The organism is Pseudomonas sp. LBUM1679, assembly GCF_059695565.1.
The window spans coordinates 1,857,025-1,881,913 of the sequence record NZ_CP166774.1 but is presented as its reverse complement, the minus strand read 5'-3'; the positions used below and the strand labels follow the sequence as shown (position 1 = coordinate 1,881,913).

Annotated in this window: 22 protein-coding genes; 6 read left to right on the top strand and 16 right to left on the bottom strand. The window is 61.2% G+C overall.

The annotated features are described in order from the left end of the window. Nucleotides 1-14 precede the first annotated feature (14 nt). From ACA062_RS08660 to ACA062_RS08650, 3 genes are all read right to left on the bottom strand, one after another. Nucleotides 15-752, bottom strand: a complete 738-nt coding sequence (locus ACA062_RS08660; protein WP_497456013.1) for an S-methyl-5'-thioinosine phosphorylase — start codon at nucleotides 750-752, stop codon at nucleotides 15-17. Between the two features lie 11 nt (nucleotides 753-763). Beyond that, nucleotides 764-1,762, bottom strand: coding sequence for a beta-N-acetylhexosaminidase (gene nagZ, locus ACA062_RS08655; protein ID WP_497457384.1), 999 nt, complete (start codon nucleotides 1,760-1,762; stop codon nucleotides 764-766). A gap of 161 nt (nucleotides 1,763-1,923) precedes the next feature. Beyond that, the gene (locus ACA062_RS08650; RefSeq protein ID WP_497456012.1) at nucleotides 1,924-2,631 is read right to left on the bottom strand and encodes a TetR/AcrR family transcriptional regulator; all 708 of its coding nucleotides are present in this window, start codon (nucleotides 2,629-2,631) and stop codon (nucleotides 1,924-1,926) included. A 229-nt stretch (nucleotides 2,632-2,860) separates the two neighbouring features. Between ACA062_RS08650 and lexA the strand changes: the two genes are divergently transcribed. Further along, nucleotides 2,861-3,469 carry a transcriptional repressor LexA gene (lexA, locus tag ACA062_RS08645; protein WP_128870862.1) on the top strand — a complete coding sequence of 203 codons (609 nt, stop codon included), beginning with the start codon at nucleotides 2,861-2,863 and terminating at the stop codon, nucleotides 3,467-3,469. 10 nt (nucleotides 3,470-3,479) lie between these two features. Further along, entirely contained in the window at nucleotides 3,480-3,953 is a 474-nt protein-coding gene (gene sulA / locus ACA062_RS08640) for an SOS-induced cell division inhibitor SulA (protein WP_497456011.1), read from the top strand. Between the two features lie 112 nt (nucleotides 3,954-4,065). Here the strand turns inward: sulA and ACA062_RS08635 are convergent, their stop codons facing one another. From ACA062_RS08635 to ACA062_RS08600, 8 genes are all read right to left on the bottom strand, one after another. Then, complete coding sequence (locus tag ACA062_RS08635; RefSeq protein ID WP_497457383.1) at nucleotides 4,066-4,299, bottom strand: hypothetical protein; 234 nt, start codon at nucleotides 4,297-4,299, stop codon at nucleotides 4,066-4,068. Between the two features lie 141 nt (nucleotides 4,300-4,440). Further along, nucleotides 4,441-4,965, bottom strand: coding sequence for a DUF6586 family protein (locus ACA062_RS08630; RefSeq protein WP_497456010.1), 525 nt, complete (start codon nucleotides 4,963-4,965; stop codon nucleotides 4,441-4,443). A gap of 458 nt (nucleotides 4,966-5,423) precedes the next feature. Continuing rightward, nucleotides 5,424-8,057: a type I DNA topoisomerase gene (gene topA, locus ACA062_RS08625; protein ID WP_497456009.1), complete on the bottom strand. Its 2,634-nt coding sequence runs from the start codon at nucleotides 8,055-8,057 to the stop codon at nucleotides 5,424-5,426. A 114-nt stretch (nucleotides 8,058-8,171) separates the two neighbouring features. Then, nucleotides 8,172-8,408, bottom strand: coding sequence for a DUF1653 domain-containing protein (locus ACA062_RS08620; protein WP_150801076.1), 237 nt, complete (start codon nucleotides 8,406-8,408; stop codon nucleotides 8,172-8,174). Between the two features lie 102 nt (nucleotides 8,409-8,510). Beyond that, nucleotides 8,511-9,686 (bottom strand): acetyl-CoA C-acyltransferase FadA, encoded by a 1,176-nt coding sequence (gene fadA, locus ACA062_RS08615; protein WP_497456008.1) that lies wholly within the window; start codon nucleotides 9,684-9,686, stop codon nucleotides 8,511-8,513. A 32-nt stretch (nucleotides 9,687-9,718) separates the two neighbouring features. Then, nucleotides 9,719-11,866: a fatty acid oxidation complex subunit alpha FadB gene (gene fadB, locus ACA062_RS08610; protein WP_497456007.1), complete on the bottom strand. Its 2,148-nt coding sequence runs from the start codon at nucleotides 11,864-11,866 to the stop codon at nucleotides 9,719-9,721. 630 nt (nucleotides 11,867-12,496) lie between these two features. Beyond that, nucleotides 12,497-12,934, bottom strand: a complete 438-nt coding sequence (locus tag ACA062_RS08605; RefSeq protein WP_497456006.1) for a hypothetical protein — start codon at nucleotides 12,932-12,934, stop codon at nucleotides 12,497-12,499. Next, the gene (locus ACA062_RS08600) at nucleotides 12,931-13,119 is read right to left on the bottom strand and encodes a hypothetical protein (protein WP_497456005.1); all 189 of its coding nucleotides are present in this window, start codon (nucleotides 13,117-13,119) and stop codon (nucleotides 12,931-12,933) included. The genes ACA062_RS08605 and ACA062_RS08600 overlap by 4 nt, the downstream gene beginning before the upstream one ends. Nucleotides 13,120-13,155: 36 nt before the next feature. Between ACA062_RS08600 and ACA062_RS08595 the strand changes: the two genes are divergently transcribed. Next, the gene (locus ACA062_RS08595) at nucleotides 13,156-13,596 is read left to right on the top strand and encodes a universal stress protein (RefSeq protein ID WP_497456004.1); all 441 of its coding nucleotides are present in this window, start codon (nucleotides 13,156-13,158) and stop codon (nucleotides 13,594-13,596) included. A gap of 210 nt (nucleotides 13,597-13,806) precedes the next feature. Here the strand turns inward: ACA062_RS08595 and ACA062_RS08590 are convergent, their stop codons facing one another. After that, on the bottom strand, nucleotides 13,807-15,723 hold the full coding sequence (locus tag ACA062_RS08590) for an ATP-binding cassette domain-containing protein (RefSeq protein WP_497456003.1): 1,917 nt from the start codon (nucleotides 15,721-15,723) through the stop codon (nucleotides 13,807-13,809). Between the two features lie 213 nt (nucleotides 15,724-15,936). On the opposite strand from ACA062_RS08590, the gene ACA062_RS08585 reads away from it, so the two are divergent. Beyond that, nucleotides 15,937-17,865: a transglycosylase SLT domain-containing protein gene (locus ACA062_RS08585; protein WP_497456002.1), complete on the top strand. Its 1,929-nt coding sequence runs from the start codon at nucleotides 15,937-15,939 to the stop codon at nucleotides 17,863-17,865. Between the two features lie 629 nt (nucleotides 17,866-18,494). Here ACA062_RS08585 and ACA062_RS08580 read toward each other — a convergent pair. Next, nucleotides 18,495-18,812: a Fic family protein gene (locus tag ACA062_RS08580; RefSeq protein ID WP_497456001.1), complete on the bottom strand. Its 318-nt coding sequence runs from the start codon at nucleotides 18,810-18,812 to the stop codon at nucleotides 18,495-18,497. 45 nt (nucleotides 18,813-18,857) lie between these two features. Then, entirely contained in the window at nucleotides 18,858-20,645 is a 1,788-nt protein-coding gene (locus ACA062_RS08575; protein ID WP_497457382.1) for an ABC transporter transmembrane domain-containing protein, read from the bottom strand. A 272-nt stretch (nucleotides 20,646-20,917) separates the two neighbouring features. On the opposite strand from ACA062_RS08575, the gene ACA062_RS08570 reads away from it, so the two are divergent. After that, nucleotides 20,918-21,097 carry a PA1571 family protein gene (locus tag ACA062_RS08570; RefSeq protein ID WP_497456000.1) on the top strand — a complete coding sequence of 60 codons (180 nt, stop codon included), beginning with the start codon at nucleotides 20,918-20,920 and terminating at the stop codon, nucleotides 21,095-21,097. Between the two features lie 174 nt (nucleotides 21,098-21,271). On the opposite strand, the gene pdxB is transcribed toward ACA062_RS08570, so the two are convergent. Next, nucleotides 21,272-22,414, bottom strand: coding sequence for a 4-phosphoerythronate dehydrogenase PdxB (pdxB, locus tag ACA062_RS08565; protein WP_497455999.1), 1,143 nt, complete (start codon nucleotides 22,412-22,414; stop codon nucleotides 21,272-21,274). 304 nt (nucleotides 22,415-22,718) lie between these two features. On the opposite strand from pdxB, the gene ACA062_RS08560 reads away from it, so the two are divergent. Continuing rightward, on the top strand, nucleotides 22,719-24,170 hold the full coding sequence (locus ACA062_RS08560; RefSeq protein WP_497455998.1) for an MATE family efflux transporter: 1,452 nt from the start codon (nucleotides 22,719-22,721) through the stop codon (nucleotides 24,168-24,170). Nucleotides 24,171-24,382: 212 nt separating this feature from the next. On the opposite strand, the gene tusA is transcribed toward ACA062_RS08560, so the two are convergent. After that, nucleotides 24,383-24,634 (bottom strand): sulfurtransferase TusA, encoded by a 252-nt coding sequence (gene tusA / locus ACA062_RS08555; protein ID WP_128870875.1) that lies wholly within the window; start codon nucleotides 24,632-24,634, stop codon nucleotides 24,383-24,385. Nucleotides 24,635-24,889 lie beyond the last annotated feature (255 nt).

Below are 24,889 nucleotides of genomic sequence, written 5' to 3'. Positions count from 1 at the left end.
CAGTGGCGCACAACTCAGCCTTTAAGCACCCGCGCCAGCGTCGACTTAACCTTGCCCATCCCGTCATGCAATGCCTGTTCGATTTCTACCATGCTAATCACCGCCGCCGACTTGCCCGCCGCCAGGTTCACCACCAGCGCCAGGCAGGCGTAATCCAGTTCCAGCTCACGGGCCAATGCCGCTTCCGGCATGCCGGTCATGCCGACGATGTCGCAGCCGTCGCGCTCCAGCCTCTCGATCTCGGCGGCGGTTTCCAGCCGTGGCCCCTGGGTGCAGGCGTACACACCCTGACTGGCAAAACCGACGTTCTCTGCCACCAATGCCGCGATCAGCTGCTGACGCAGGGCTTCGCTGTAGGGCGAGCTGAAATCGATGTGGGTGACCTGTTCGAGATTATCGGCGAAATAGGTGTGTTCGCGACCGCTGGTGTAGTCGATCAACTGATGCGGTACGCATAAAAATCCGGTGTCCATCATGGGGTGAATCCCGCCCACAGCATTGACCGCGAGAATCGCCTCGGCTCCGGCCTGCTTCAGCGCCCAGAGGTTGGCGCGGTAGTTCACCCGATGCGGCGGCAAACGGTGCGGATGACCGTGGCGCGCGAGGAACAGCACGTCCTTGCCGGCGTACTCACCGACTTGCACCTCGGCCGACGGCGCACCGTAAGGCGTGTCCACGGCCAGTGACTGGTGAATGTTCAAGCCATCGAGCTGAGTCAGGCCGCTGCCACCGATAATCGCGTAAACCGTCATGGGGAACGTCCTCAATCAATCAGTTGAGCTTCTTTGAGCGCGCCGACAGCTGCCAGCCAGCGCGGGTCCTGACGATATTCAGTGTTGGCCCAGGCCTGGCCGCGCATCCGCGCAATGCGTGGCGACGGCTTGACTTTCAGGCGCTGGGCCGCGCTCAGCGCGAGCTCGGCGGCGGCGCGGTCGTTGCACACCAGGCCCATGTCGCAACCGGCCGTCAGCGCCGCTTCGATACGACTGGCGGCATCGCCGACCACATGGGCACCCGCCATCGACAGGTCGTCGCTGAAGATCACGCCGTCGAATTGCAACTCGCCACGCAGGATGTCCTGCAACCAGCGGCGGGAGAAACCGGCGGGCTGGGCATCGACCTGCGGGTAAATGACGTGGGCCGGCATGACGGCAGCCAGTTGCTTGCTCAGGCGGGCGAACGGCACCAGGTCATTGGCGCGGATGTCATCGAGGCTGCGCTCATCGTTGGGGATGGCCACGTGGGAATCGGCCTCGGCCCAGCCGTGACCGGGGAAGTGTTTGCCGGTGGCCGCCATGCCGGCGCTGTTCATGCCGCGGATGAAGGCACCGGCCAGCAAGGCCGCGCGCTCCGGGTCGCCTTCGAACGAACGCGTGCCGACCACGGCGCTGCGCTGGTGATCCAGATCCAGCACCGGGGCGAAGCTCAGGTCGAGGCCGACCGCCAGCACTTCGGTGGCCATGATCCAGCCGCACTGCTCGGCCAGGCACTCGGCATTCGGGTTGTCGGCAATGGCCCGCATGGCCGGTAGCCGCACGAAGCCCTGACGCAGGCGTTGCACCCGACCGCCCTCCTGGTCCACGGCCAGCAGCAGGTCGGGACGAATGGCGCGGATCGCCGCACTCAATTCACGCACCTGGCGCGGGTGTTCGATGTTGCGCGCAAAAATGATCAGGCCACCCACTTCGGGTTGACGCAACAATTGGCGATCTTCGGCCGTCAGCCAGGTACCGGCGACGTCCACCATCAACGAGCCTTGCAGGCCAGCAGTCATAGAGATTCCTTGATAACGATAAACCCGGCTCGCACGCATTGGTCACTCCGGGTGATAGCCCGGTTGGCGAAAACAATGGGGGTGCAGACGAGAGTCGGCATGGGCGCCCAGCTTAGCGGATGTCCGCTGCCGCGCCCACCCGTGCGGAGTCAAACCTTGGCGGCAAAGGGTGTCGATTTGCTACGCGGACGCAGCTGCGCGGTGGCCATGGCCGTGTCGGTCACGCCGGATTCGGCCCGCATGCCGGCTGCCAGGAACGGCACCATCAGCCGCATGACCTGCTCGATGGAGGTGTTGACGCCGAAATCGGTCTCGGCAATCGCGCGCAAGGCCTTGATCCCCGACATGCTGAACGCCGCGGCACCGAGCATGAAGTGCACCCGCCAGAACAGTTCGATCGGTGGAATCCGCGGCGCGGCCTCGTTGACCAGCGTCATGTAGCGGCGGAACACCTTGCCGTACATGTCTTCCAGGTAACGCCGCAAATGGCCCTGGCTCTGACTGAAGGCCAGGCCCAGCAAGCGCATGAAGATCGACAGGTCGTTGCCGCTGCGTGGCTGCACCACCAGGGCTTGTTCGACGAGGATTTCCAGCAGTTCTTCGAGGGTCGGTTTGTTTTCGGGCTTGGCCTGACGCCGCTCCAGCTCTTTGTCGAGGCTGATGCAGAACGGCCCGAGAAAGCGCGAGAAGACCGCCTGGATCAGCGCCTTCTTCGAGCCGAAGTGATAATTCACCGCGGCCAGATTGACCCCGGCCTTGCTGGTGATCAGACGCAATGAGGTTTCGGCGAAACCTTTTTCCGCGAACAATTGCTCGGCAGCATCGAGAATGCGTTCAACGGTTTCCGACTGGGCCATGGCTACTCCGCCTGACAAACACTTGTTTGAAACATACGTTTCAGTCCCAGCCTTGTCAAGTCTGGCGGTTCGTTTCGGGAACGGTCGGTCAGCTATTTAACCATACATCGGCGAAGCTTTAATCAGCCGGTTGATCGACCGTCTGGCGGCGGGCAAAAAAAGGGGCATTGCCAAGACCGTTCCACTGTATATAATCCCAGTCACTGTATAAAAAGACAGAGCGATCAATATGCTAAAGCTGACGCCACGCCAAGCAGAGATTCTGGCCTTCATCAAACGCTGCCTAGATGACAACGGCTACCCGCCGACCCGCGCGGAAATCGCTCAGGAACTGGGTTTCAAGTCGCCCAACGCGGCGGAAGAACACCTCAAGGCACTGGCCCGCAAGGGCGCAATCGAGATGACCCCCGGCGCCTCCCGCGGTATTCGCATCCCCGGCTTCGAAGCCAAGGCCGACGAATCCACCCTGCCGATCATCGGCCGTGTGGCGGCCGGCGCTCCGATCCTCGCCCAGCAGCACATCGAAGAGTCCTGCAACATCAACCCGACCTTCTTCCATCCTCGCGCCGACTATCTGCTGCGGGTCCATGGCATGAGCATGAAGGACGTGGGCATTTTCGACGGCGACCTGCTGGCCGTCCATACCACCCGTGAAGCCCGCAACGGCCAGATCGTGGTCGCGCGGATCGGTGACGAAGTGACCGTCAAGCGCTTCAAGCGCGATGGCAGCAAAGTCTGGCTGCTGGCCGAAAACCCTGAATTCGCCCCAATCGAAGTGAACCTGAAAGATCAGGAACTGGTGATCGAAGGCTTGAGTGTCGGCGTCATTCGCCGCTAAAGGAGGCTTTATGCAGTTCCCACATACACCACAGCAAGCCCAGCTGCCGTTGTTCGAGGCGTTCATGGTGCAGCCGTTGGCGCCGACCCTGAAAGAGGTGGTCGAGTCGCCCTGGAGTGCCGAACCGGACGTCTTCAGCGAGCTGTCGCTACGTGGTGCGGCCGGGAACTGCCTGAACCTTCTGGCACCGATCCTCAGGGAATTGAGCGAGGATCAGGACGCCCGCTGGCTGACCCTGATCGCCCCGCCCGCCAGCCTGACCCAGGCCTGGTTGCGCGATGCCGGCCTGAATCGCGAACGCATCCTGCTGCTGCAGCCGCGCGGCACCCAGAGCGCGCAGCAACTGACCTGCGAAGCCCTGCGCCTGGGCCGCAGCCATACGGTGGTCAGCTGGCTCAACCCGCTGAGCACAGCCTCACGGCAACAGTTGATCAGCGCCGCCCGGACCGGGGATGCGCAGAGCCTGAATATTCGACTGGGTTAACGGGTAAACATTGGGTTAACGGGCAAAGGCAATGCGCTGAGCAGCGCGGGGCTTCTCCAGGGATTGAGAAGCCGATCTGTAAGGGTATCCGCAATAAAACGACAGACGGGGATCAATGAAGAACCCGCGACCCCTGATCCGATTCAAATTCACCTTCAACCAGACGTCCGGCCATCTGAACGCCGACGCTCAACATCGCCTTGGCGACTTCCACGTGCTGGCCTTGCAGGAACGCCTTGGCATCCTCGGAGAAATCCAACGTAACCAGAGAACCCTCGTCCTCGGCCCTGCGCAGCTCGATACGGCCGTCTGGTAACTCGACAATTTCTAGAAAGGACGTTGGCATAAAGATGAGTTCTCCAAGAAAGGCGGGGATTATATAGGCATCTTCCCGGCTTCGCTCGGGATCTTGACCAGATGTCATCACTCAGGGAAATTTCCTACAACAGGTTTCCCTGAGCGAAACACCGGCCAGACACTCAGTTTTTCAGCACTCGTTCAACCCTTCGCGAAACCGGATCGCCAGGCCCTTGAGGTTCTGACGCCAGCTTTCCAGCTCTTCCCGATTCAATTCCTGAGGCGCCTCTTCTTCATCCAGGTTAACGGCCAGGATCAGCGGCTGGGTCACATCGCCTTTTGGTTTGTGCGGGGCCCGTGGCGGCTGAAACAGCGCCGCGTGGGCGGCCAGCAGCCTGGCCAGCCAGGTTTCCGGGTTCTGCGCCAGTTCGACCATCTCGGCCATTTCAGGAATGGCGATGGCGTCCAGCACTTCCCGGGTCAGCAGCATCTCCGCCCGCGGCGCATTGGCCTGCGGCAAGCGATAGAAGCCGGCGATTTCATGACACAACCCCAGCAACGCGCCGTACAGGTGAAACAACGCCGATTCGCGCCCGGCCTGGATCAGCGCCAGCGAGTTCATCGCCCGCCCCTCTTCGGCCTTGGCGAGCGCTTCCAGCGACAGGCCGGCGAAATAAAGCTTCTGGTTGGTACGGGTATAGAGTTCGTGGGCCATGACGGCAGCCTCCACAACGAAATAATTGCTTCACGCAGGTCAGACAGTGTCGTGGATCACCTGCGCCTCCCGCAAGCACAAAACAAAAAGGCCGCATGAACACCCGAGGATGGTCATACGGCCTTTTATGCCAAGGGAGCTCCGCCCCGCCCTGTAGGAGCCAGGCTTGCCGGCGAAGAACGATAACGCAGTGCAACAGATACACCGCAGCGCCCGGTTCGCCTGTAGGAGCGAGGCTTGCCCGCGAAGAACGATAACGCAGTGCAACTGATACACCGCAGCGCCCGGTTCGCCTGTAGGAGCGAGGCTTGCCCGCGAAGAACGATGACACGGTATGACAGATACACCGCAGCGCCCGATTCGCCGGCAAGCCTGGCTCCTACGGGCGAAGAACGATAACGCAGTGCAACTGATACACCGCAGCGCCCGGTTCGCCGGCAAGCCTGGCTCCTACGGGATCACGCCTTGGCGGCTTTTGCCGGGCGCTTGTCTTCTACCGTCCACTTGCCGCCGTCGTAGTACGCCTTCCAGCCAGTCGGCTTGCCGTCGACTTCAGTCTGCACGTACTGCTCCTTGGTCTTGCGGCTGTAACGGATCACCGTGGGCAGGCCGTCCGGATCTTTCTTCGGTGCTTCGCACAGGAAGTGGTACTTCGGATCGATCTCGTCCTTGTGTGGCACGATTTCCATGACCAGCGGCGCACGGGTCTCGCGGTTTTTCGGGAACTGGCTGGCGGCCAGGAACAGACCCGAAGCACCGTCGCGCAGGATGTAGGTGTCGTTGACCTTTTCGCATTTCAGCTCAGGCATCTTCACCGGGTCCATCTTCGGCGGCGCCGCGTCACCGCTTTTCAGCAGTTTGCGGGTGTTCTTGCAGGTCGCGTTGGTGCAGCCGAAGAACTTGCCGAAACGGCCGGTCTTGAGTTGCATCTCGCTGCCGCACTTGTCGCACTCCAGGCTCGGACCTTCGTAGCCCTTGATGCGATAACTGCCCTCTTCGATTTCGTAGCCGTCGCAATCCGGGTTGTTGCCACAGATGTGCAACTTGCGCTTCTCATCCAGCAAATAAGCGTCCATCGCCGTGCTGCAGATCGGGCAACGGTGCTTGCCACGCAGCACCAGCGACTCCGACTCACCCTCGTCGTCCGCGGCGATTTCATCGCCCGGCACCAGGTTGACGGTGGCCTTGCAGCGTTCTTTCGGCGGCAGGCTGTAGCCCGAGCAACCGAGGAACACGCCGGTCGACGCGGTACGAATCTGCATCGGCCGACCGCACACCACGCACGGAATGTCCGTCATCACCGGCTGGTTGGCACGCATCCCGCCTTCGGCGCTTTCGGCTACTTCGAGCTTTTTCTTGAAGTCGCCGTAGAACTCGTCGAGCACGTTTTTCCAGTCGCGTTCGCCCTGGGCCACGTCATCGAGGTTCTCTTCCATGCCGGCGGTGAAGCCGTAGTCCATGAGATTGGAGAAGCTCTCGGCCAGGCGCTCGGTGACGATGTCGCCCATCTTCTCCGAGTAGAAACGACGGTTGTGCAGCGCCACGTAGCCGCGGTCCTGGATGGTCGAAATGATCGCCGCGTAGGTCGAAGGACGACCGATGCCGCGTTTTTCCATTTCTTTGACCAGGCTCGCTTCCGAGTAACGCGCCGGCGGCTTGGTGAAGTGCTGGGTCGGATCAAGCTTGATCAGCTTCATCGCGTCGCCCTGGGCCATGTCCGGCAGTACGTCGTCATCGCCTGGCTTGGCGATCTGCGGCATCACGCGGGTATAACCGTCGAACTTGAGGATGCGGCCCTTGGCGCGCAGCTCGAAGTCGCCGGCACCGACGGTGACCGTGGTCGACAGGTATTGCGCCGGCAGCATCTGGCAGGCGAGGAACTGGCGCCAGATCAGCTCGTAGAGCCGCTCAGCGTCACGCTCCATGCCCGACAGCTTGCTTGGCTCGGTATTGGCGTCGGAGGGACGAATCGCTTCGTGAGCCTCTTGTGCGCCTTCCTTGCTGCTGTAGACGTTCGGGTTTTCCGGCAGGTACTTCTTGCCGAACTCGCCTTCAATATAAGTGCGCGCCATCGTCACGGCATCGACCGAGAGGTTGGTGGAGTCGGTACGCATATACGTGATGTAGCCCGCTTCGTACAAACGCTGGGCCATCATCATGGTTTTCTTCACCCCGAAGCCCAGGCGGTTGCTCGCGGCCTGCTGCAGGGTGGAGGTGATGAACGGTGCCGACGGCTTGCTGCTGGTCGGTTTGTCTTCACGCTTGACGATGCTGTAGCTGGAAGCCTTGAGCTTCTCCAGCGCGGCCATGGCCTGGGCTTCGTTGAGCGGCTTGAAGGCTTCGCCTTTCTCGCGAGCCACGTCGAAGCGCACGGTGGCGCCCTTGGCGGTGCCGAGGTCGGCGTGGACTTCCCAGTATTCTTCCGGGTTGAACGCACGGATTTCGCGCTCACGCTCAACCACCAGTTTTACCGCAACCGATTGCACGCGACCGGCGGACAGGCCACGGGCGACCTTGGCCCACAGCAACGGCGAGACCATGTAACCGACCACGCGGTCGAGGAAACGACGCGCCTGCTGGGCGTTGACCCGGTCGATGTCCAGCTCGCCCGGCTTGGAGAAGGCTTCCTGAATCGCTTTCTTGGTGATTTCGTTGAACACCACGCGCTTGTAGCGGCTGTCGTCACCACCGATGGCTTCGCGCAGGTGCCAGGCAATGGCTTCCCCCTCGCGATCCAAGTCGGTTGCGAGATAGATGGTGTCAGCATCCTTGGCGAGCCGGCGCAGCTCTTCGATGACTTTCTCTTTGCCCGGGAGGATCTCGTACTTGGCTTTCCAGCCATGATCGGGATCGACGCCCATGCGCGAGACCAGCTGCTTGCGCGCTTTCTCTTTCGGCGTAAGTACCGGACCTTCACCCGCGGCGGCCTTGCCGCGCTTGGCGGCAGGCTCTTTGCTGGCGCTAGCCGAACCGCTGGTGGGCAGGTCTCGGATATGGCCGATACTCGACTTCACCACGTATTGGTTACCCAGATACTTGTTGATGGTCTTGGCCTTAGCCGGGGATTCCACAATGACCAGCGATTTGCCCATGGATCAGAAAATTCCTGAATTCTAGAAGTGAAAGGCGGTTGGCGCCTGACGCGGCACCGCTATATATAGTGGCTACAAGGTGAGGTCAAGCGCAGGGTTCCGCGCGCACTCAGCTTATGGCTTGGAAAAAAGGCTCGGTTCGGCTTGCACCAAAGCAAAGCGCGGCACCTGTTCGCCGTCAACCTCGACCGACTCCAGGAACATGCTCAAGGGACGCACCCAAAAGCCGTAATCGCCATACAGGGCTTGGTAGAAGACCACTTCCTCTTCGGTTTCCGAATGCCGCGCGGTGCTGAATACGCGGTATTGCGGACCTTTGTAATGCTCGTACAGACCAGGTTGTAACGGCATGGTTTGGCCCTCGCTCAAATCTTTGCAAAATAAAAACAAAATAAAATAATTCAGAAAAACAAAAACCGGGGCACTTGGCCCCGGCTTCCTTCAACGAAACGCTTAAACGCGTTCGAAGACGGTGGAGATGCCTTGGCCGAGACCAATGCACATGGTAGCTACCCCGAAGGTGCCGCCATTCTGCTTCATCACGTTCAGCAGGGTGCCGGAGATACGCGCACCGGAACAACCAAACGGGTGACCCAGGGCAATGGCGCCGCCGTGCAGGTTAACCTTCTCGTTCATCTTGTCGAGTACTTTCAAATCTTTCAGCACCGGCAGGGCCTGTGCGGCGAACGCTTCGTTGAGCTCGAAGAAGTCGATATCGGTGATGCCAAGGCCTGCGCGTTTCAGTGCTTTCTGGGTTGCCGGTACTGGACCATAGCCCATGATTGCCGGGTCCACACCTGCCACCGCCATCGAGCGGATCACCGCCAGCGGCTGGATGCCCAGGTCCTGGGCACGCTGCGCCGACATCACGATCATGCACGAAGCACCGTCGGTGATCTGCGACGAAGTACCCGCTGTCACGGTGCCACCTTTCGGGTTGAACGCTGGCTTGAGAGCGGCCAGGCTTTCCAGGGTGGTTTCCGGACGAATGGTTTCGTCGTAGTCGAACAGTTTCAGGAAACCGTTCTCGTCATAGCCCTGCATCGGGATGATTTCGTCCTTGAACTTGCCTTCCAGGGTTGCCTTGTGGGCGAGCTGGTGGGAGCGCAAGCCGAAAGCGTCCTGTTGTTCGCGAGTGATGCCGTGCATCTTGCCGAGCATTTCCGCGGTCAGGCCCATCATGCCCGAGGCTTTCGCCGCGTACAGCGACATGTGCGGGTTCGGATCGACACCGTGCATCATGCTCACATGGCCCATGTGCTCGACACCGCCAACCACGAACACGTCACCGTTGCCGGTCATGATCGCTTGCGCGGCAGTGTGCAAGGCACTCATCGACGAGCCACACAGGCGGCTGACGGTCTGGCCGGCAGCGGTGTGCGGGATCTGCGTCATCAGGGACGCCATGCGGGCGATGTTCCAGCCCTGCTCCAGGGTCTGGTTCACACAGCCCCAGATCACGTCTTCGACTTCGTTCGGGTCGACCTTGACGTTGCGTTCCAGCAGTTTGCTGATCAGGTGCGCCGACATGTCTTCGGCGCGGGTGTTGCGGTGCATGCCGCCCTTGGAGCGGCCCATCGGCGTACGACCGAAGTCGACAATCACGACGTCTCTAGGATTCAAGCTCATAAAATTTCACTCTCGCTCAAGTGTTTGGACGCTTAACCGAAGAACCGTTGGCCGGTTTTGGCCATTTCACGCAGTTTTGCGGTCGGGTGGTACAGCGCGCCCAAATCAGCGTACTGGTCAGCCAGGGCAACGAACTCGGCCACACCGATCGAATCGATGTAGCGCAGCGCACCGCCGCGGAATGGAGGGAAACCAATACCGTAGACCAGACCCATGTCGGCTTCGGCAGCCGTTTCGACGATGCCGTCTTCCAGGCAACGCACGGTCTCCAGGCACAGCGGGATCATCATCCAGTTGAGGATGTCGTCGTCGGTGACTTCGCGCTGTTCGAACACGATCGGCTTGAGCACTTCCAGCACCGCCGGGTCGGCGACTTTCTTCTGCTTGCCGTTCTTGTCGGTCTCGTAGGCGTAGAAGCCCTTGCCGTTCTTCTGGCCCAGGCGCTTGGCTTCGTAGAGCACGTCGACGGCCGAACGGCGGTCGTCTTTCATGCGGTCCGGGAAACCCTCAGCCATCACGTCACGGCCGTGGTGGCCGGTGTCGATGCCGACCACGTCCATCAGGTACGCCGGGCCCATCGGCCAGCCGAATTTTTCCATGACCTTGTCGATGCGAACGAAGTCCACACCGGCGCTGACCAGCTTGGCGAAACCGCCGAAGTACGGGAACAGCACGCGGTTGACCAAAAAGCCCGGGCAGTCGTTGACGACGATCGGGTTCTTGCCCATTTTCTTGGCGTAGGCCACGGTGGTGGCAACCGCCAGCTCGCTGGACTTCTCGCCACGGATCACTTCCACCAGCGGCATCATGTGCACCGGGTTGAAGAAGTGCATGCCGACGAAGTTTTCCGGACGCTTGAGGGCCTTGGCCAGCAAGGTGATGGAAATGGTCGAGGTGTTGGACGCGAGAATGGTGTCCTCCTTGACCTGGCCTTCCACTTCAGCCAGCACGGCTTGCTTGACCTTGGGGTTCTCGACGACCGCTTCGACCACCAGGTCGACGTGCCCGAAGTCACCGTAGGACAGGGTCGGACGAATGCCGTTGAGCACTTCAGCCATCTTCGCCGCGGTCATGCGACCTTTATCAACGCGGCTCACCAGCAGCTTGGCGGCTTCCGCCAGGCCCTGCTCGATGCCGTGCTCGTTGATGTCTTTCATCAGGATCGGCGTGCCTTTGGAGGCCGACTGATAAGCGATACCGCCACCCATGATGCCGGCGCCCAATACGGCAGCCTGCTTCACGTCCTTGGCGATTTCGTCGTAGGCCTTGGCCTTTCTTTTCAGTTCCTGATCGTTCAGGAACAGACCGATCAGGCACTGCGCAGCAGAGGTCTTGGCCAGTTTGACGAAACCGGCGGCTTCGACTTCCAGCGCCTTGTCACGACCGAAGTTCGCGGCTTTCTGGATGGTCTTGATCGCTTCGACCGGTGCCGGGTAGTTCGGGCCGGCCTGGCCTGCGACGAAACCTTTGGCGGTTTCGAACGACATCATCTGTTCGATGGCGTTGAGCTTGAGCTTTTCCAGTTTCGGCTGACGCTTGGCCTTGTAGTCAAACTCACCGGAGATGGCGCCCTTGATCAGGTTGAGCGCGGCTTCCAGGAGTTTCTCCGGGGCGACCACAGCGTCGACGGCGCCGACCTTCAGCGCGTCTTCAGCGCGGTTTTCCTTGCCGGCGGCAATCCACTCGATGGCGTTGTCGGCACCGATGATGCGCGGCAGGCGCACGGTGCCGCCGAAGCCTGGGTAGATGCCCAGCTTGACTTCCGGCAGGCCGATTTTGGCGGTGTTGGCCATGACGCGGTAGTCCGCCGCCAGGCACATTTCCAGACCGCCGCCCAGGGCGATGCCGTTGATCGCGGCGACAGTCGGGACATTCAGGTCTTCGAAATCGCTGAAGATCCTGTTGGCTTCAAGGTTGCCTGCCACAAGCTCTGCATCGGGCAGCTTGAAGTTCTCGACAAATTCGGTGATGTCGGCGCCAACGATGAACACGTCCTTGCCACTGCTGACGATCACACCCTTGATCGAATTATCTGCCTTGATGGTGTCTACGGCCTGACGCAGTTCGTTCAGGGTTAGACGGTTGAACTTGTTGACGGACTCACCCTTGAGGTCGAATTTCAATTCGACGATGCCACTTTCAAGAGCTTTAACCGTGATGGCTTTACCTTCGTAAATCATCAACTGATCTCCACGATATGGAAGCTGAACAGTACACGTCGGACGCAGGCAAATGGCTCGGCAGGGACGGTTATCGTCGATGCTACGCCCATCCACCCGGCACACCCGCCAACGCGATAGTCGGGATTCTGTAGGAGCGATCTGTAATACAAACGCTCAATTCATACGCCCGTTTGATTTGGGTACGCCACCTTCACGGAATTTCCGACAATTGTCAATCGCCCAAAATACTGGTTGAAGCGCGACTTTACGGTCATTTCCGTACCACGAAGACCTGCAACACGCGGATGCATGTGCGGCCATTCATAGGATCAATTGTTAGAAAAGTCGCCCTAAAACGTGGCAGCCTGTGTTTAACAGGCTACGCTGGCGGGGAGATGGGATATATTTCAACGCGTTGGGTGAATACCCGCCGCAAGATCAATGTGACAAAGAATTTCCGGCCTGCCTGGCCAACTTCCGCCCGATGATGATGTCGGGCTTTTTATTGCCCGCTCGCCAGGCGCATGGCGCGACTCTTCGTAGGAGCCCCTGTAGGAGGAGGCTTGCCCGCGAAGGCGGCCTCGCGCCTGGCAGCGCCCCGGAAAACGCCTTCGCCGGCAAGCCTGGCTCCTACAGGGGGATCGGGGTTCAGGCCAGGGCCTTGAGGGTGGCGTCGATTTGCTGCAACACGTCGGCTTCGCCCTTCTCGCCCCAGTACAAGGTGATCATCTGCTTGTCCGCCTCCACCTTGTAGACATTGGCCGGCAATTTTTCGAAATGATTGAGCAGCACAGGATCCTCACAGACCTCCTGCCACTGATTCACCCACAACCCCGGGGATTTTTGCCAATAGCTCCAGCATGCTGGCTGATTGCCACGCCGTGGCCTATGGTACTGGGCGCACGGGCTCGGCGGCTCCGTGTTGAGCCAGTGCGGCCACTCCTGCGGCGCCAGTTGCATGGCCAGGCCGATGCGTCGCGCCTCCATGCGCAGGGCCATGCGCCCGCTCTGTCCACGGGACGGCCGCAACCATGCCAGCGGGCTCAGGACCACCAACAGGATTGACACCACTATCCAGACCGTCATATCTGTACTCCCGTTTTTACATGCATCGTTTTTACATGCATCGTTTTCAAATGCACCGTTTTTAAATGCATCGTTTTCAGATGCACCGTTTTTAAATGCACCGGTTTTTGCATCGTTTTTGAATGCACCGCTTTTAAATGAGCGCGCCGGGTCACTTTGAAACCAATGCGCTTGAAACCAGCCATACTTACCCTTAATGCAACCCTCAGGAGGAGCACCTCATGCCCTACAACCACATCCTGGTCGCTGTAGACCTGACCGAAGAGTGCGACCCTGTCATCCACCGCGCTCGCGAGCTGTCGGTGAGCAACGGCTGCAAGCTGTCCCTGGTGCACATCGTCGAGCCGATGGCCATGGCCTTTGGCGGTGACGTACCGATGGACCTGTCACAACTGCAACAACAGCAGTTCGATCAGGCCCGGGAGCGTCTGGACCGACTCATCATCAAGTACCCGGAACTGTCCAAGGAATACAGCCACCTGACCTACGGCCAGCCCCGCCAGGAGATTCACCACCTGGCCAAGGAACAAGGGTGCGACATGATCGTGGTCGGCAGTCACGGACGGCATGGCCTGGCACTGCTGCTGGGCTCTACCGCCAATGACGTACTGCACGGCGCGCCGTGCGACGTGCTCGCGGTGCGCCTGCAAAACAAAAGCTGACAACACGCGCCCAAAAACCACTGTAGGAGCGAGCTTGCTCGCGATGAACGTGAGAACGCCGCTGGGTGTCAGGTTTCCAGCGTTATCGTTGAAGACCATCGCGAGCAAGCTCGCTCCTACAGTGAATCGATGTCGACCTGTGGGTCGTGTTGCATACGAAAAGCCCGGCGCTCATCACTGAAACGCCGGGCTTTTTTATTGCGGGATCAATCAGGCATCCAGCTCGGCCCAGCGCTCGACCATCACGTCCAGTTCGGCGTGCAACTGCTCCAGCTGCGCAATCACCGCCGCGGTTTCAGCCGCCGGACGCTGGTAAAAACCGGCATCCGCCATCTGCGCTTCAACGGCAGCGATCTGCTGTTCCATGGCTTCGATCTGCCCTGGCAAGGCTTCCAGCTCGCGCTGGACCTTGTAGCTGAGCTTTTTCTTCGCCACTGGCGCTTCTACCGCCGCAACGGGCGCCGGTTCAGCCGTGACCACCGCAGAGGTCAGGTCGGCCTTGCCGGATTTGCTCTCGGTCACGCCCAGCAGGCGCGGCGAGCCGCCCTGGCGCAGCCAGTCCTGGTAACCACCGACGTATTCGCGAACCTGGCCTTCACCTTCGAAGACCAAGGTGCTGGTGACCACGTTGTCGAGGAATGCCCGGTCGTGACTGACCATCAGCACGGTGCCGTTGAAGGTCAGCAAGACCTCTTCCAGCAGCTCCAGGGTTTCGACGTCGAGGTCGTTGGTCGGTTCGTCGAGCACCAGCAGGTTCGCCGGTTTGCTGAACAGTTTCGCCAGCAACAGACGGGCACGCTCACCGCCGGACAGCGCCTTGACCGGCGTGCGGGCACGCTGCGGGCTGAACAGGAAGTCGCCGAGGTAGCTCAGTACGTGACGGCTCTGACCATCGATATCGATGAAGTCGCGACCTTCGGCCACGTTGTCGATCACGGTCTTTTCCAGGTCCAGCTGATGGCGCAACTGGTCGAAGTAGGCCACGTCGATGCGCGTGCCCTCTTCCACGGTGCCGCTGGTGGGTTGCAGACCGTTGAGCATCAGTTTCAGCAAGGTGGTCTTGCCGGTACCGTTGGCGCCGAGCAGGCCGATACGGTCGCCGCGCGTCAGGACCATCGAGAAGTCCTTGATCAGGAACGGGCCGCCCGGGTGAGCGAAACTCACGTTCTCGAGGACCATCACCTGCTTGCCGGACTTGTCAGCGGTGTCCAGCTGAATATTGGCCTTGCCGGTGCGCTCTCGACGCTCGCTACGCTCGTTGCGCAGCGCTTTCAGGGCGCGCACGCGGCCTTCGTTACGGGTGCGACGCGCCTTGATGCCCTGGCGGATCCAGACTTCTTCCTGGGCCAGTTTCTTGTCGAACAGCGCGTTGGCGGTGTCTTCAGCCGCCAGACTCGCTTCCTTGTGCACCAGGAAGCTGGCGTAGTCGCCGTTCCAGTCGATCAGGCCGCCGCGATCCAGTTCGAGGATGCGCGTTGCCAGGTTCTGCAGGAAGGAACGGTCGTGCGTGATGAACAGCACGGCGCCCTGGAAATCCTTCAGCGCCTCTTCGAGCCAGGCAATGGCACCGATGTCCAGGTGGTTGGTCGGTTCGTCGAGCAGCAGCAGGTCCGGTTCGGAGACCAGGGCCTGGGCCAGCAGGACGCGGCGACGCCAGCCGCCGGACAATTCGGCGAGGGTCTTGTCGGCCGGCAACTGCAGACGGCTCAAGGTGCTGTCGACCAGTTGCTGCAAACGCCAGCCGTCACGGGCTTCGAGGTCGTGCTGGACGTGCATCAGCTTGTCCAGGTCGGCGTCGGTGACGATGTTCTGGCTCAGGTGGTGATACTGCGCGAGCAGCTCGCCGACACCGTCCAGGCCTTCGGCCACCACGTCGAACACGGTCCGCTCGTCGGCTACCGGCAGTTCTTGCGGCAATTCGCCAATCTTGAGGCCAGGTGCGCGCCAAACGGAGCCCTCATCGGGCTTCTGGTCGCCCTTGACGAGCTTCATCATGCTGGACTTGCCAGTGCCGTTACGGCCGATGATGCACACCCGCTCACCACGGGCGATCTGCCAGGACACCTTGTCCAACAACGGCATAGCGCCGAAAGCAAGGGACACATCGCTGAATTTGAGCAGGGTCATGAGCTTCTCCAAAAACCGGGCGCGCATTCTACCTGACTTGAGGCTTCAGAAGGCCGGCAATTTCACCTGGGCGACACTCTGCAGGACAAATGTTGCGAGTTGATGCTGCAAGGCCGGCAAAGCTTTCGCCCGTTGCTGGCAAAAGGCTAAGCTACAGACAATTCAGCGCGGGCATCGCTTGCGCTTGTCATGATTTCTCTGCCCGGACGTCTCATGCGCAGTCGCCTTTTTAGTCTTTTGTCCTGTTTGCTTCTTACTGCCACTGCCGTTCAAACCGTCCAGGCCGTGGATTTGTCCACCCAACGCCAGTATTACGATGAAGCCAAGCGCGCCCTGGCCAAGGGTGACACCGGTCCGTATTTTCGCTACAGCCAGGCCCTCGCCGATTATCCGCTGGAACCGTACCTGGCGTATGACGAGCTGACCGCGCGCCTGAAATTCGCCAGCAATGCCGAAATCGAGAAATTCCTCGCCGAACACGGTGACCTGCCCCAGGCCAACTGGATGAAATTGCGCTGGTTGCGCTGGCTGGCCGAACGCGGCGACTGGGCGACCTTCGTCAAGTATTACGACCCGAAGATGAACTTCACCGAGCTGGACTGCCTCAACGCGCAGTACCAGATCACCCATAACCAGAAAACCGAAGGCTACGCCAACACGCAAAAACTCTGGCTGACCGGCAAAACGCAACCGGCCGCCTGCGACACGCTGTTCGGTATCTGGGCCGCCGAAGGCCAGCTGACCGAGCAGCGACGCTGGGAGCGCACCAAGCTCGCGGCCCAGGCGCGCAACTATCCGCTGGCCAACAGCCTGGTCAACGGCCTGAGCACCCTCGCCCCGCGCGGCCGCCTGCTGGTGGAAGTGGCGCAGAAACCCGAACTGCTCAACGATCCGGCTCGCTTCATCCCGGCCGATGAGCCGATGTCCGACGTGGTCAGCCTGGGCCTGCGCCGCCTGGCGCGGCAGGATCCGGACCGAGCCATGCAGATGCTCGATGGCTACGCCAGCAGCATGCACTTCTCCCGCGACGAAAAAGTGGCGATCGCCCGGGAAATCGGGCTGTCCCTGGCCAAACGGTTCGACCCTCGCGCGCTGGACATGATGACTAAATACGACCCGGAGTTGCGCGACAACACCGTGTCGGAATGGCGCATGCGCCTGCTGTTGCGCCTGGCCCGCTGGGACGATGCCTACCAGTTGAGCCGCCGCCTGCCGCAGGACCTGGCGACGACCAACCGCTGGCGCTACTGGCAGGCCCGCAGCCTGGAACTGGCGCAGCCGCAGAGCCCGGAAGCACAGACGCTCTACAAGGGCCTGGCCCGTGAGCGTGATTTTTACGGGTTCCTGGCCGCCGATCGCTCGCAGTCGCCCTACTCGCTCAACAACAAACCGCTGGTACTCAGCCAGGCACTGATCAACAAGGTGCGCAACACCCCGGGCATCCGTCGGGCACTGGAGTTCCACGCCCGCGGGCAAATCGTCGACGGTCGTCGCGAGTGGTACCACGTCAGCCGCCACTTCAGCCGCGATGAAATGGTCGCCCAGGCCAAACTGGCTTATGACCTGAAATGGTATTTCCCGGCGATCCGCACCATCAGCCAGGCGCAGTACTGGGACGACCTGAACATCCGTTTCCCGATGGCCCACCGCGAAACCCTGGTGCGTGAAGCCAAGGTGCGTGGGCTGCACTCGAGCTGGGTGTTCGCCATCACCCGCCAGGAAAGCGCCTTCATGGACGACGCCCGCTCCAGCGTCGGCGCCAGCGGCCTGATGCAGTTGATGCCCGGCACCGCCAAGGAAACCGCGCGCAAGTTCAGCATTCCACTGGCCTCGCCGCAGCAGGTGTTCGATCCGGACAAGAACATCCAGCTCGGCGCCGCGTACCTGAGCCAGGTCCACGCCCAGTTCAACGGCAACCGCGTCCTCGCCTCCGCCGCCTACAACGCCGGCCCCGGTCGCGTGCGCCAGTGGCTGCGCGGTGCGGACCATTTGAGCTTTGACGTGTGGGTGGAAAGCATTCCGTTCGACGAGACCCGTCAGTACGTGCAGAACGTGTTGTCGTATTCGGTGATCTATGGCCAGAAGCTCAACTCGCCACAGCCGTTGGTGGATTGGCATGAGCGGTATTTTGACGATCAATGATTGGTGATGCCGTGCCGGCTTGTTTGATCGGGTACATTTCCGTTTCTGCGGTAACGGCGGCTTAGGGTTCCGCCCTTACGGCGGGTCACTTGGAAAAGCGCCAAGTAACCAAGCGCTTTTGCCCCTTTCGTTCGGTGCCTCGCTAAGGCTCGGCATGCCCTCGCTCCGGTCCTGCTCCGTGGGCCCGCCGCGATCGGCCATCCATGGCCGTGCGCGGCTAACCCGGCATCCATGCCGGGTTGCCCACTGCGCAGAACCTCCACTCGGCCTCTCGAGGGGGCGGTGCATCAAGATCAAAAGCTGCAGGCGAGCTAACGCTCGGCCTGTTGAGTGGTGAAGAGCTAAGGGGTGCACCGATCCAATATGGGAGCGAGACCGGCTTGCCGGCGAAGGCGGCCTGACAGCCGACCTGATTTTACGGATGTACTTCGGTCATTGTAAGAGCTGGCTTGCCAGCGAAGACGTCCTCACAGCCAACCAACCCGTTTCAACTTCACTCGATCCCCTGTAGGAGCTGCCGCGGGCTGCGATCTTTTGATCTTGCTTTAAAAAATGCCCGCTTCAATCGAAGCGGGCGTTTTAATTTGCGGCTCAAAGCAAGATCAAAAGATCGCAGCCTGCGGCAGCTCCTACGCCGACCGGGATCGTGCCGCGGCTTGGTTGCCAAGTTCCGTGAGGCGATAGCGTTGGGCCGGGCTGTTAGGCGAATCGGGGTTGGTCGTTTCGATCAACTCTGCAGCCAACGCCGGCTTGAGGTAGTTAGCCCGAAAGGTCGCCTTGTGTGCCAAACCGACCTCTTCCATCAACTCGCTGACCTTCATCGGAGCCCCTCCACGAAACGACAAAAGCAGCCTCGCTACTTGGTCGGTTACTTGGTCGGTTACTTGGTCGGTTACTAGATCGGTTACTGGGTCGGTTACTAGGTCGCTCCACGTCGCCGCCTTCAAGCGCGAGACTCATGCCAGCCGCATGAAGTCGACATAGGTGGAGATTTAGCCAACTGATTTCGATTCAACCTCGCCATCACTGAACTGCAACGCCGCCAACCGCGCATACAGCGCGTTACTCGCAATCAACTCCTGATGCGTCCCCACCGCCACCAGTTTCCCCTGATCCATCACCGCGATCCGGTCGGCGTTTTTCACCGTGGCCAGGCGGTGGGCGATGACCAGGGTGGTGCGGTTTTTCATCAGGCTGGGCAGGGCCTGCTGGATCAGGTGTTCACTTTGGGCATCGAGGGCGCTGGTGGCTTCGTCGAGCAGCAGGATCGGGGCATCCACCAGCAGCGCCCGGGCGATGGCCAGGCGTTGGCGCTGGCCGCCGGACAGGCCGAGGCCGGCGTCGCCGAGGTGGGTCTGGTAACCGTTGGGCATGGCCTCGATAAAGTCATGGGCGTAGGCGATTTTTGCCGCTTCCCTGACCTGGGCCAGGGTCGCCGTCGGGTTGCCGTAGCGGATGTTCTCTTCGATGCTGCCAAAGAACAGTGCCGGGCTTTGCGAGACCAGGGCGAAGCAGCGGCGCAGGTCCAGCGGGTCGAGTCGGGTCAGGGGGATGCCGTCGAGCAGGATGCGGCCCTCGGCGGGATCGTAAAAGCGCAGCAGCAGGTCATACACCGTCGACTTGCCGGCGCCGGACGGTCCGACCAGCGCCAGGGTTTCGCCGGCGTCGATGGTCAGGTTCAAGCCGTCGACGGCGTAGCTTTCCGGACGCGACGGGTAGGAAAAACGCAGGTCTTGCAGCACCAGGTCGCCTTTGACCCGTTCCGGCAAGGTCACCAGGCCGGTGGTCGGTGGCTGGATGATGTTTTCCGAGCGCAATAACTCGGCAATCCGCTCCGCGGCGCCGGCGGCGCGCTGCAATTCGCCGATCACTTCGCTCAAGGTACCGAACGCACTGCCGACGATCAGGCTGTAAAAGACAAAGGCGGCCAGTTCACCCGCGGAAATCCGCCCGGCTATCACATCCATCCCACCGACCCACAGCATCACCCCGACCGCGCCCAACACCAGCAGGATCACCAGGGTAATCAGCCAGGCGCGCTGGAAGATGCGTTTGCGTGCGGTGTCGAAAGCTTCTTCCACGGTCACGGCAAAGCGCTGCTCGTCCTGGGCCTGATGGTTGTAGGCCTGCACGGTCTTGATCTGGCCCAGGGTTTCGGAGACGTAGCTGCCGATGTCGGCAATCCGGTCCTGACTCAGGCGCGACAGGCTGCGCACGCGGCGGCCGAAAATCAGGATCGGCGCGATCACCAGGGGCAAGGCGATCACCACGATGCTGGTGAGCTTGGGGTTGGTGATGAACAGCAGGACGATCCCGCCGATCACCATCAGCAAATTGCGCAGGAACAACGACAGCGAAGAGCCGATCACCGATTGCAACAAGGTGGTATCGGCCGTCAGGCGCGACTGGATCTCGGAGCTGCGGTTGTCTTCGTAGAACCCCGGGTGCAGGTAAATCAGGTGGTTGAACACCTGGCGGCGGATGTCCGCAACCGCACGCTCGCCGATCCACGACACCAGGTAAAACCGCGCGAACGTGCCGATCGCCAGGCCGAGCACCAGCAGCAGGAACAGGCCGATGGACTGATTGAGCAAGTGCGGCGACTGGGTCATGAAACCCTGGTCCACCAACAGGCGAATGCCCTGCCCCATGGACAGGGTGATGCCGGCCGTGACGATCAAGGCGAGCAAGGCACCGAGGGCCGGCCAACGATACGGCGCGAGAAAACGACTGGCCAGGCGAAACGCGCGGCGTTGACGAGCAGAGAGCATCAGGACCATCCATGTACGCGACAAAGGCATTTATCGGGCCCAGCCTACACCGCTCAAATGGGATAGACCCTAAAAGAAGTAACTGTGTAAATCACAATGAGTCACTTTAATTATGACCGCAATACCTAGACTCTAGACGCTATTGGTCTAAAGTTCGGGTGGCAAGACCGCGGTATTTCTGGTGGACTGATATGGCTGCCGAGGAAGATCGCAGGGAGTTGTCATAGCCCGGTCACCTGGCGGTTCTACAGTAAGCACACAACCTGATGAGGAGACAGGCCATGTCCTTGCAAAACAGCAGCGAAGACAAGATTGAAGTGATCCGCACACAGCCAGACCAGTCTCTGGGTTGCTCGATTATCGATGAGAAAGGGCAAGAAGTACCGATCACTGAACACATGGTCCAGGACGCTTGCCGCGAACTGGAAAAGCGATTGGTCACGCCTGCCAAACAAGAGTGATATAGCCACCGTCTTCTTGACCCGGCCCGGAAGGCCGGGTTTTTTATGGGTGCCTTTTGAAGGTGCTGCGCACCCAATCGCGGGCAAGCCACGCTCCCACAGGATTAATGCGATGCCAAAATTGACGCATGACCTGTGGGAGCGGGCTTGCCCGCGATTGGGCCAACCCGGTCCCTAAACTGCCACCGCGCCCAGTGCCGCCACCATCTTGTGCAACTCCGGCGATTCCCCCTCAATCCGCACCTGCAACCCATCAATCTCCCGCCGCAGCGGATAATGCTTGCGCAACGCATCAAACGCCGCCCGCTGCTCGCTCACATTGCCTACCAGACTGCGGCGAAAATCCGCATCGTCGCGGCGCGGGTCATACACCCCCCGGCACACCATCGCCAAGGCCCATGCCGGATCGCTTTGCCCATTCAAGGTCACGTGCGACAACCAGGGCGCCGGCAGCAGATCGCTCAAGCTGACCTGCTCCGGTTGCCCGAGGAACCGGCAATACGCCTGATAGATCTGCGCCGTCCCGCGCTGCTTGCCATCCAGGCTGTAACCGGCAATGTGCGGCGTCGCCAGCACGCAGAGTTCGGCCAGCGCCACATCGACTTCGGGCTCGCCTTCCCAGACATCCAGCACCGCTTGCAGGTCTTCACGCTGCAACAGCACCTGGCGCAACGCGGCGTTATCCACCACCGGGCCACGACTGGCGTTGATCAGCCAGGTGCCGGGCTTGAGTTGATTCAGGCGGTGCTTATCCAACAGATGCCAGGTCGACTGCGCACCGTGCTTCTTCAACGGCGTGTGCAGGCTGATCACGTCGCACTGTTCGATGATCTGCTCGAGGCTGACGTAATCGCCCCCTTCGGCCGCTTGCCTGGGCGGATCGCAGACCAGCACCTTCCAGCCCAGCCCCTGCAGGACCTTGACCAACCGGCCCCCCACCTCACCGGCCCCCACCACCCCGTAGGTGCGCTGCGTCAGGTCGGCGCCTTCGATCTCGGCCAGGGTCAGCAGGCTGCCCAGCACGTAGTCGACCACGCCCCGGGCATTACAGCCGGGGGCACTGGACCAGGTGATGCCGGCCCGCTGAAAGTAATCCAGGTCCAGGTGATCGGTGCCGATGGTGCAGGTGCCGACAAACCGCACCTTGCTGCCCTCGAGCAGTGCGCGATTGATGTTGGTCACTGAACGCACCAGCAGCACATCGGCCTGTTCGACGGTGGCGCGGTCGATGGAACGTCCCGGCACCCGGCGGATTTCACCGAAACCTTCGAAGAAGGCATCGAGCAGCGGGATATTTTCGTCGGCAACAATCAGCATGGCAGGCTCCTTTGGCGGATCGGCAGTGTAGGCGGAGATGACCGTGGTGGGCCAGCGGGCATCGCTCACCGTCATACAAAAGACCCCGCCCCCTGTAGGAGCTGGCTTGCCAGCGAAGGCGGACTGACATCCAACATCAATGTCGACTGCCCCACCGCCTTCGCGAGCAAGCCCGCTCCCACAGGGATTGTCGAACCCCGCAAGTCATCCATTACAAAATCCCAACACAGGACTTTTCCTGACCAATGCGTCAAGGCGTAGAATGCCCCGCCTCGCGCATCAAACACCTTTGGACGTTCCGCCCTTGAATTCCGTAACCGACCGCCCCGCCGCTCCTGCCCTCACCCGCCCCGCGCGAATTCGCCTGGAGCTGAAAAACCTGCTCGCCCTGGCCCTGCCGATCATGGTCGCGCAGCTGGCGACCACCGCCATGGGCTTCGTCGATGCGGTGATGGCCGGCCGGGTCGGGCCGCGGGATCTGGCGGCGGTGGCGCTGGGCAACTCGATCTGGGTCCCGGTGTTCCTGTTGATGACCGGCACCCTGCTGGCCACCACGCCGAAAGTCGCCCAGCGGTTCGGCGCCGGCACCCCCAGCGAGATCGGCCCGATCGTCCGTCAGGCCCTGTGGCTGGCCCTGGTGGTGGGTTTAATGGCGACCGTCATGCTATTCAGCGCCGAACCGATCCTGCACCTGATGAAAGTCGATCCCGAGCTGATCGGCCCGTGCATGCAATACCTGCACGGCATCGCCAGCGGCCTGCCCGCCGTCGCCCTCTACCATGTGCTGCGCTGCTTCAGTGACGGTCTGGGCCGCACACGCCCGGCCATGGTCCTCGGCTTGTGCGGGCTGGCGCTGAACATTCCGCTGAACTACGTGTTCATCTATGGCCACTTCGGAGTGCCGGCCATGGGCGGCGTCGGTTGCGGCTGGGCCACGGCGATCGTGATGTGGGTGATGGCGCTGGGCATGGCCGGCTGGGAACGCTGGGCGCCGGCCTATCAGTCGAGTCAGTTGTTCAGCCGTTTCGACTGGCCGCAATGGTCGGTGATCAAACGCCTGCTGGGCATCGGCTTGCCGATCGGGATTGCGGTGTTCGCCGAATCGAGCATCTTCGCCGTGATCGCCCTGCTGATCGGCAGCCTGGGCGCGACCGTGGTCGCCGGACACCAGATCGCGCTGAACTTCAGCTCGCTGGTGTTCATGATCCCCTACTCCCTCGGCATGGCCGTGACCGTGCGCGTCGGCCAGGCACTCGGTCGCCAGCAGCCGCGCGAAGCACGCTTCGCCGCCGGAGTCGGCATGGGCACGGCGCTGGCGTATGCGTGTATTTCCGCGAGCATGATGCTGTTGCTGCGTGAACACATCGCAACCATCTACACCGCCGACCCGACGGTGATCCGGGTGGCGGCGATGCTGATCGTGTATTCGGCGCTGTTCCAGTTCTCCGACGCGATCCAGGTCACCGCGGCCGGCGCGTTGCGGGGTTATCAGGACACGCGGGTGACGATGATCCTGACCCTGTTCGCCTACTGGGGCATCGGTTTGCCGGTGGGCTACGCCCTGGGCCTGACCGACTGGTTTGGCACCCCGAGTGGCCCGAGCGGGTTGTGGCAGGGCTTGATCGTCGGCCTGAGTTGCGCAGCGCTGATGCTGTCGATCCGCCTGACGCGCAGTGCCCGCAGGCAGATCCGTGTAGGAGCTGGCTTGCCAGCGAAAAACCAGAGAGCGACGCGGTCAACCGAAGAACACGCGTAATCGTTGACGACCTTCGCTGGCAAGCCAGCTCCTACAAGGGCCTTGCGGATCCGCTGACGCACAGCGCACGCAGCAGAACCCCTGTAGGAGCTGGCTTGCCAGCGAAAAACCTGAGGGCGACGCGGTTAACCGATTAATACGCGTAATCGTTGACGACCTTCGCTGGCAAGCCAGCTCCTACAGGGGGCCATCACGCCCATGCAGATTTGCGTTTAACCGGACTTCTTGCGAATCCAATAGAGGTAGGTACCTGCCTCTTCCTGCTGCGCCACCAGTTCATGGTCGAGAAACACGCAGAACTTGGGAATGTCGCGACGGGTCGACGGGTCGGTGGCGATCACCTTCAGCAGGCCGCCGGGCACCAGGTCACGGATATGCTGGTGCAACATCATCACCGGCTCCGGACAGTTGAGGCCGCTGGCGTCGAGGGTGCCGTCTACCGGCGTATCGGTCATTTCACTCATGGTTCACTCCTGAAACTTGCCGGCATTGTCGCGCATTGCCGGGTTTAACGTCACCTGTGCTGTACACCGTCCCTGTGGGAGCGAGCTTGCTCGCGATAGCGGCCGATCAGCCAACATAGATGTTGAATGTTACGCCCTCATCGCGAGCAAGCTCGCTCCCACAGGGGGTTGTGTCGATCACAGGATCAAGGCACGACGCCAGTACCTGTGGGAGCGAGCTTGCTCGCGATGAGGGCGTCACATTCAACATCGATA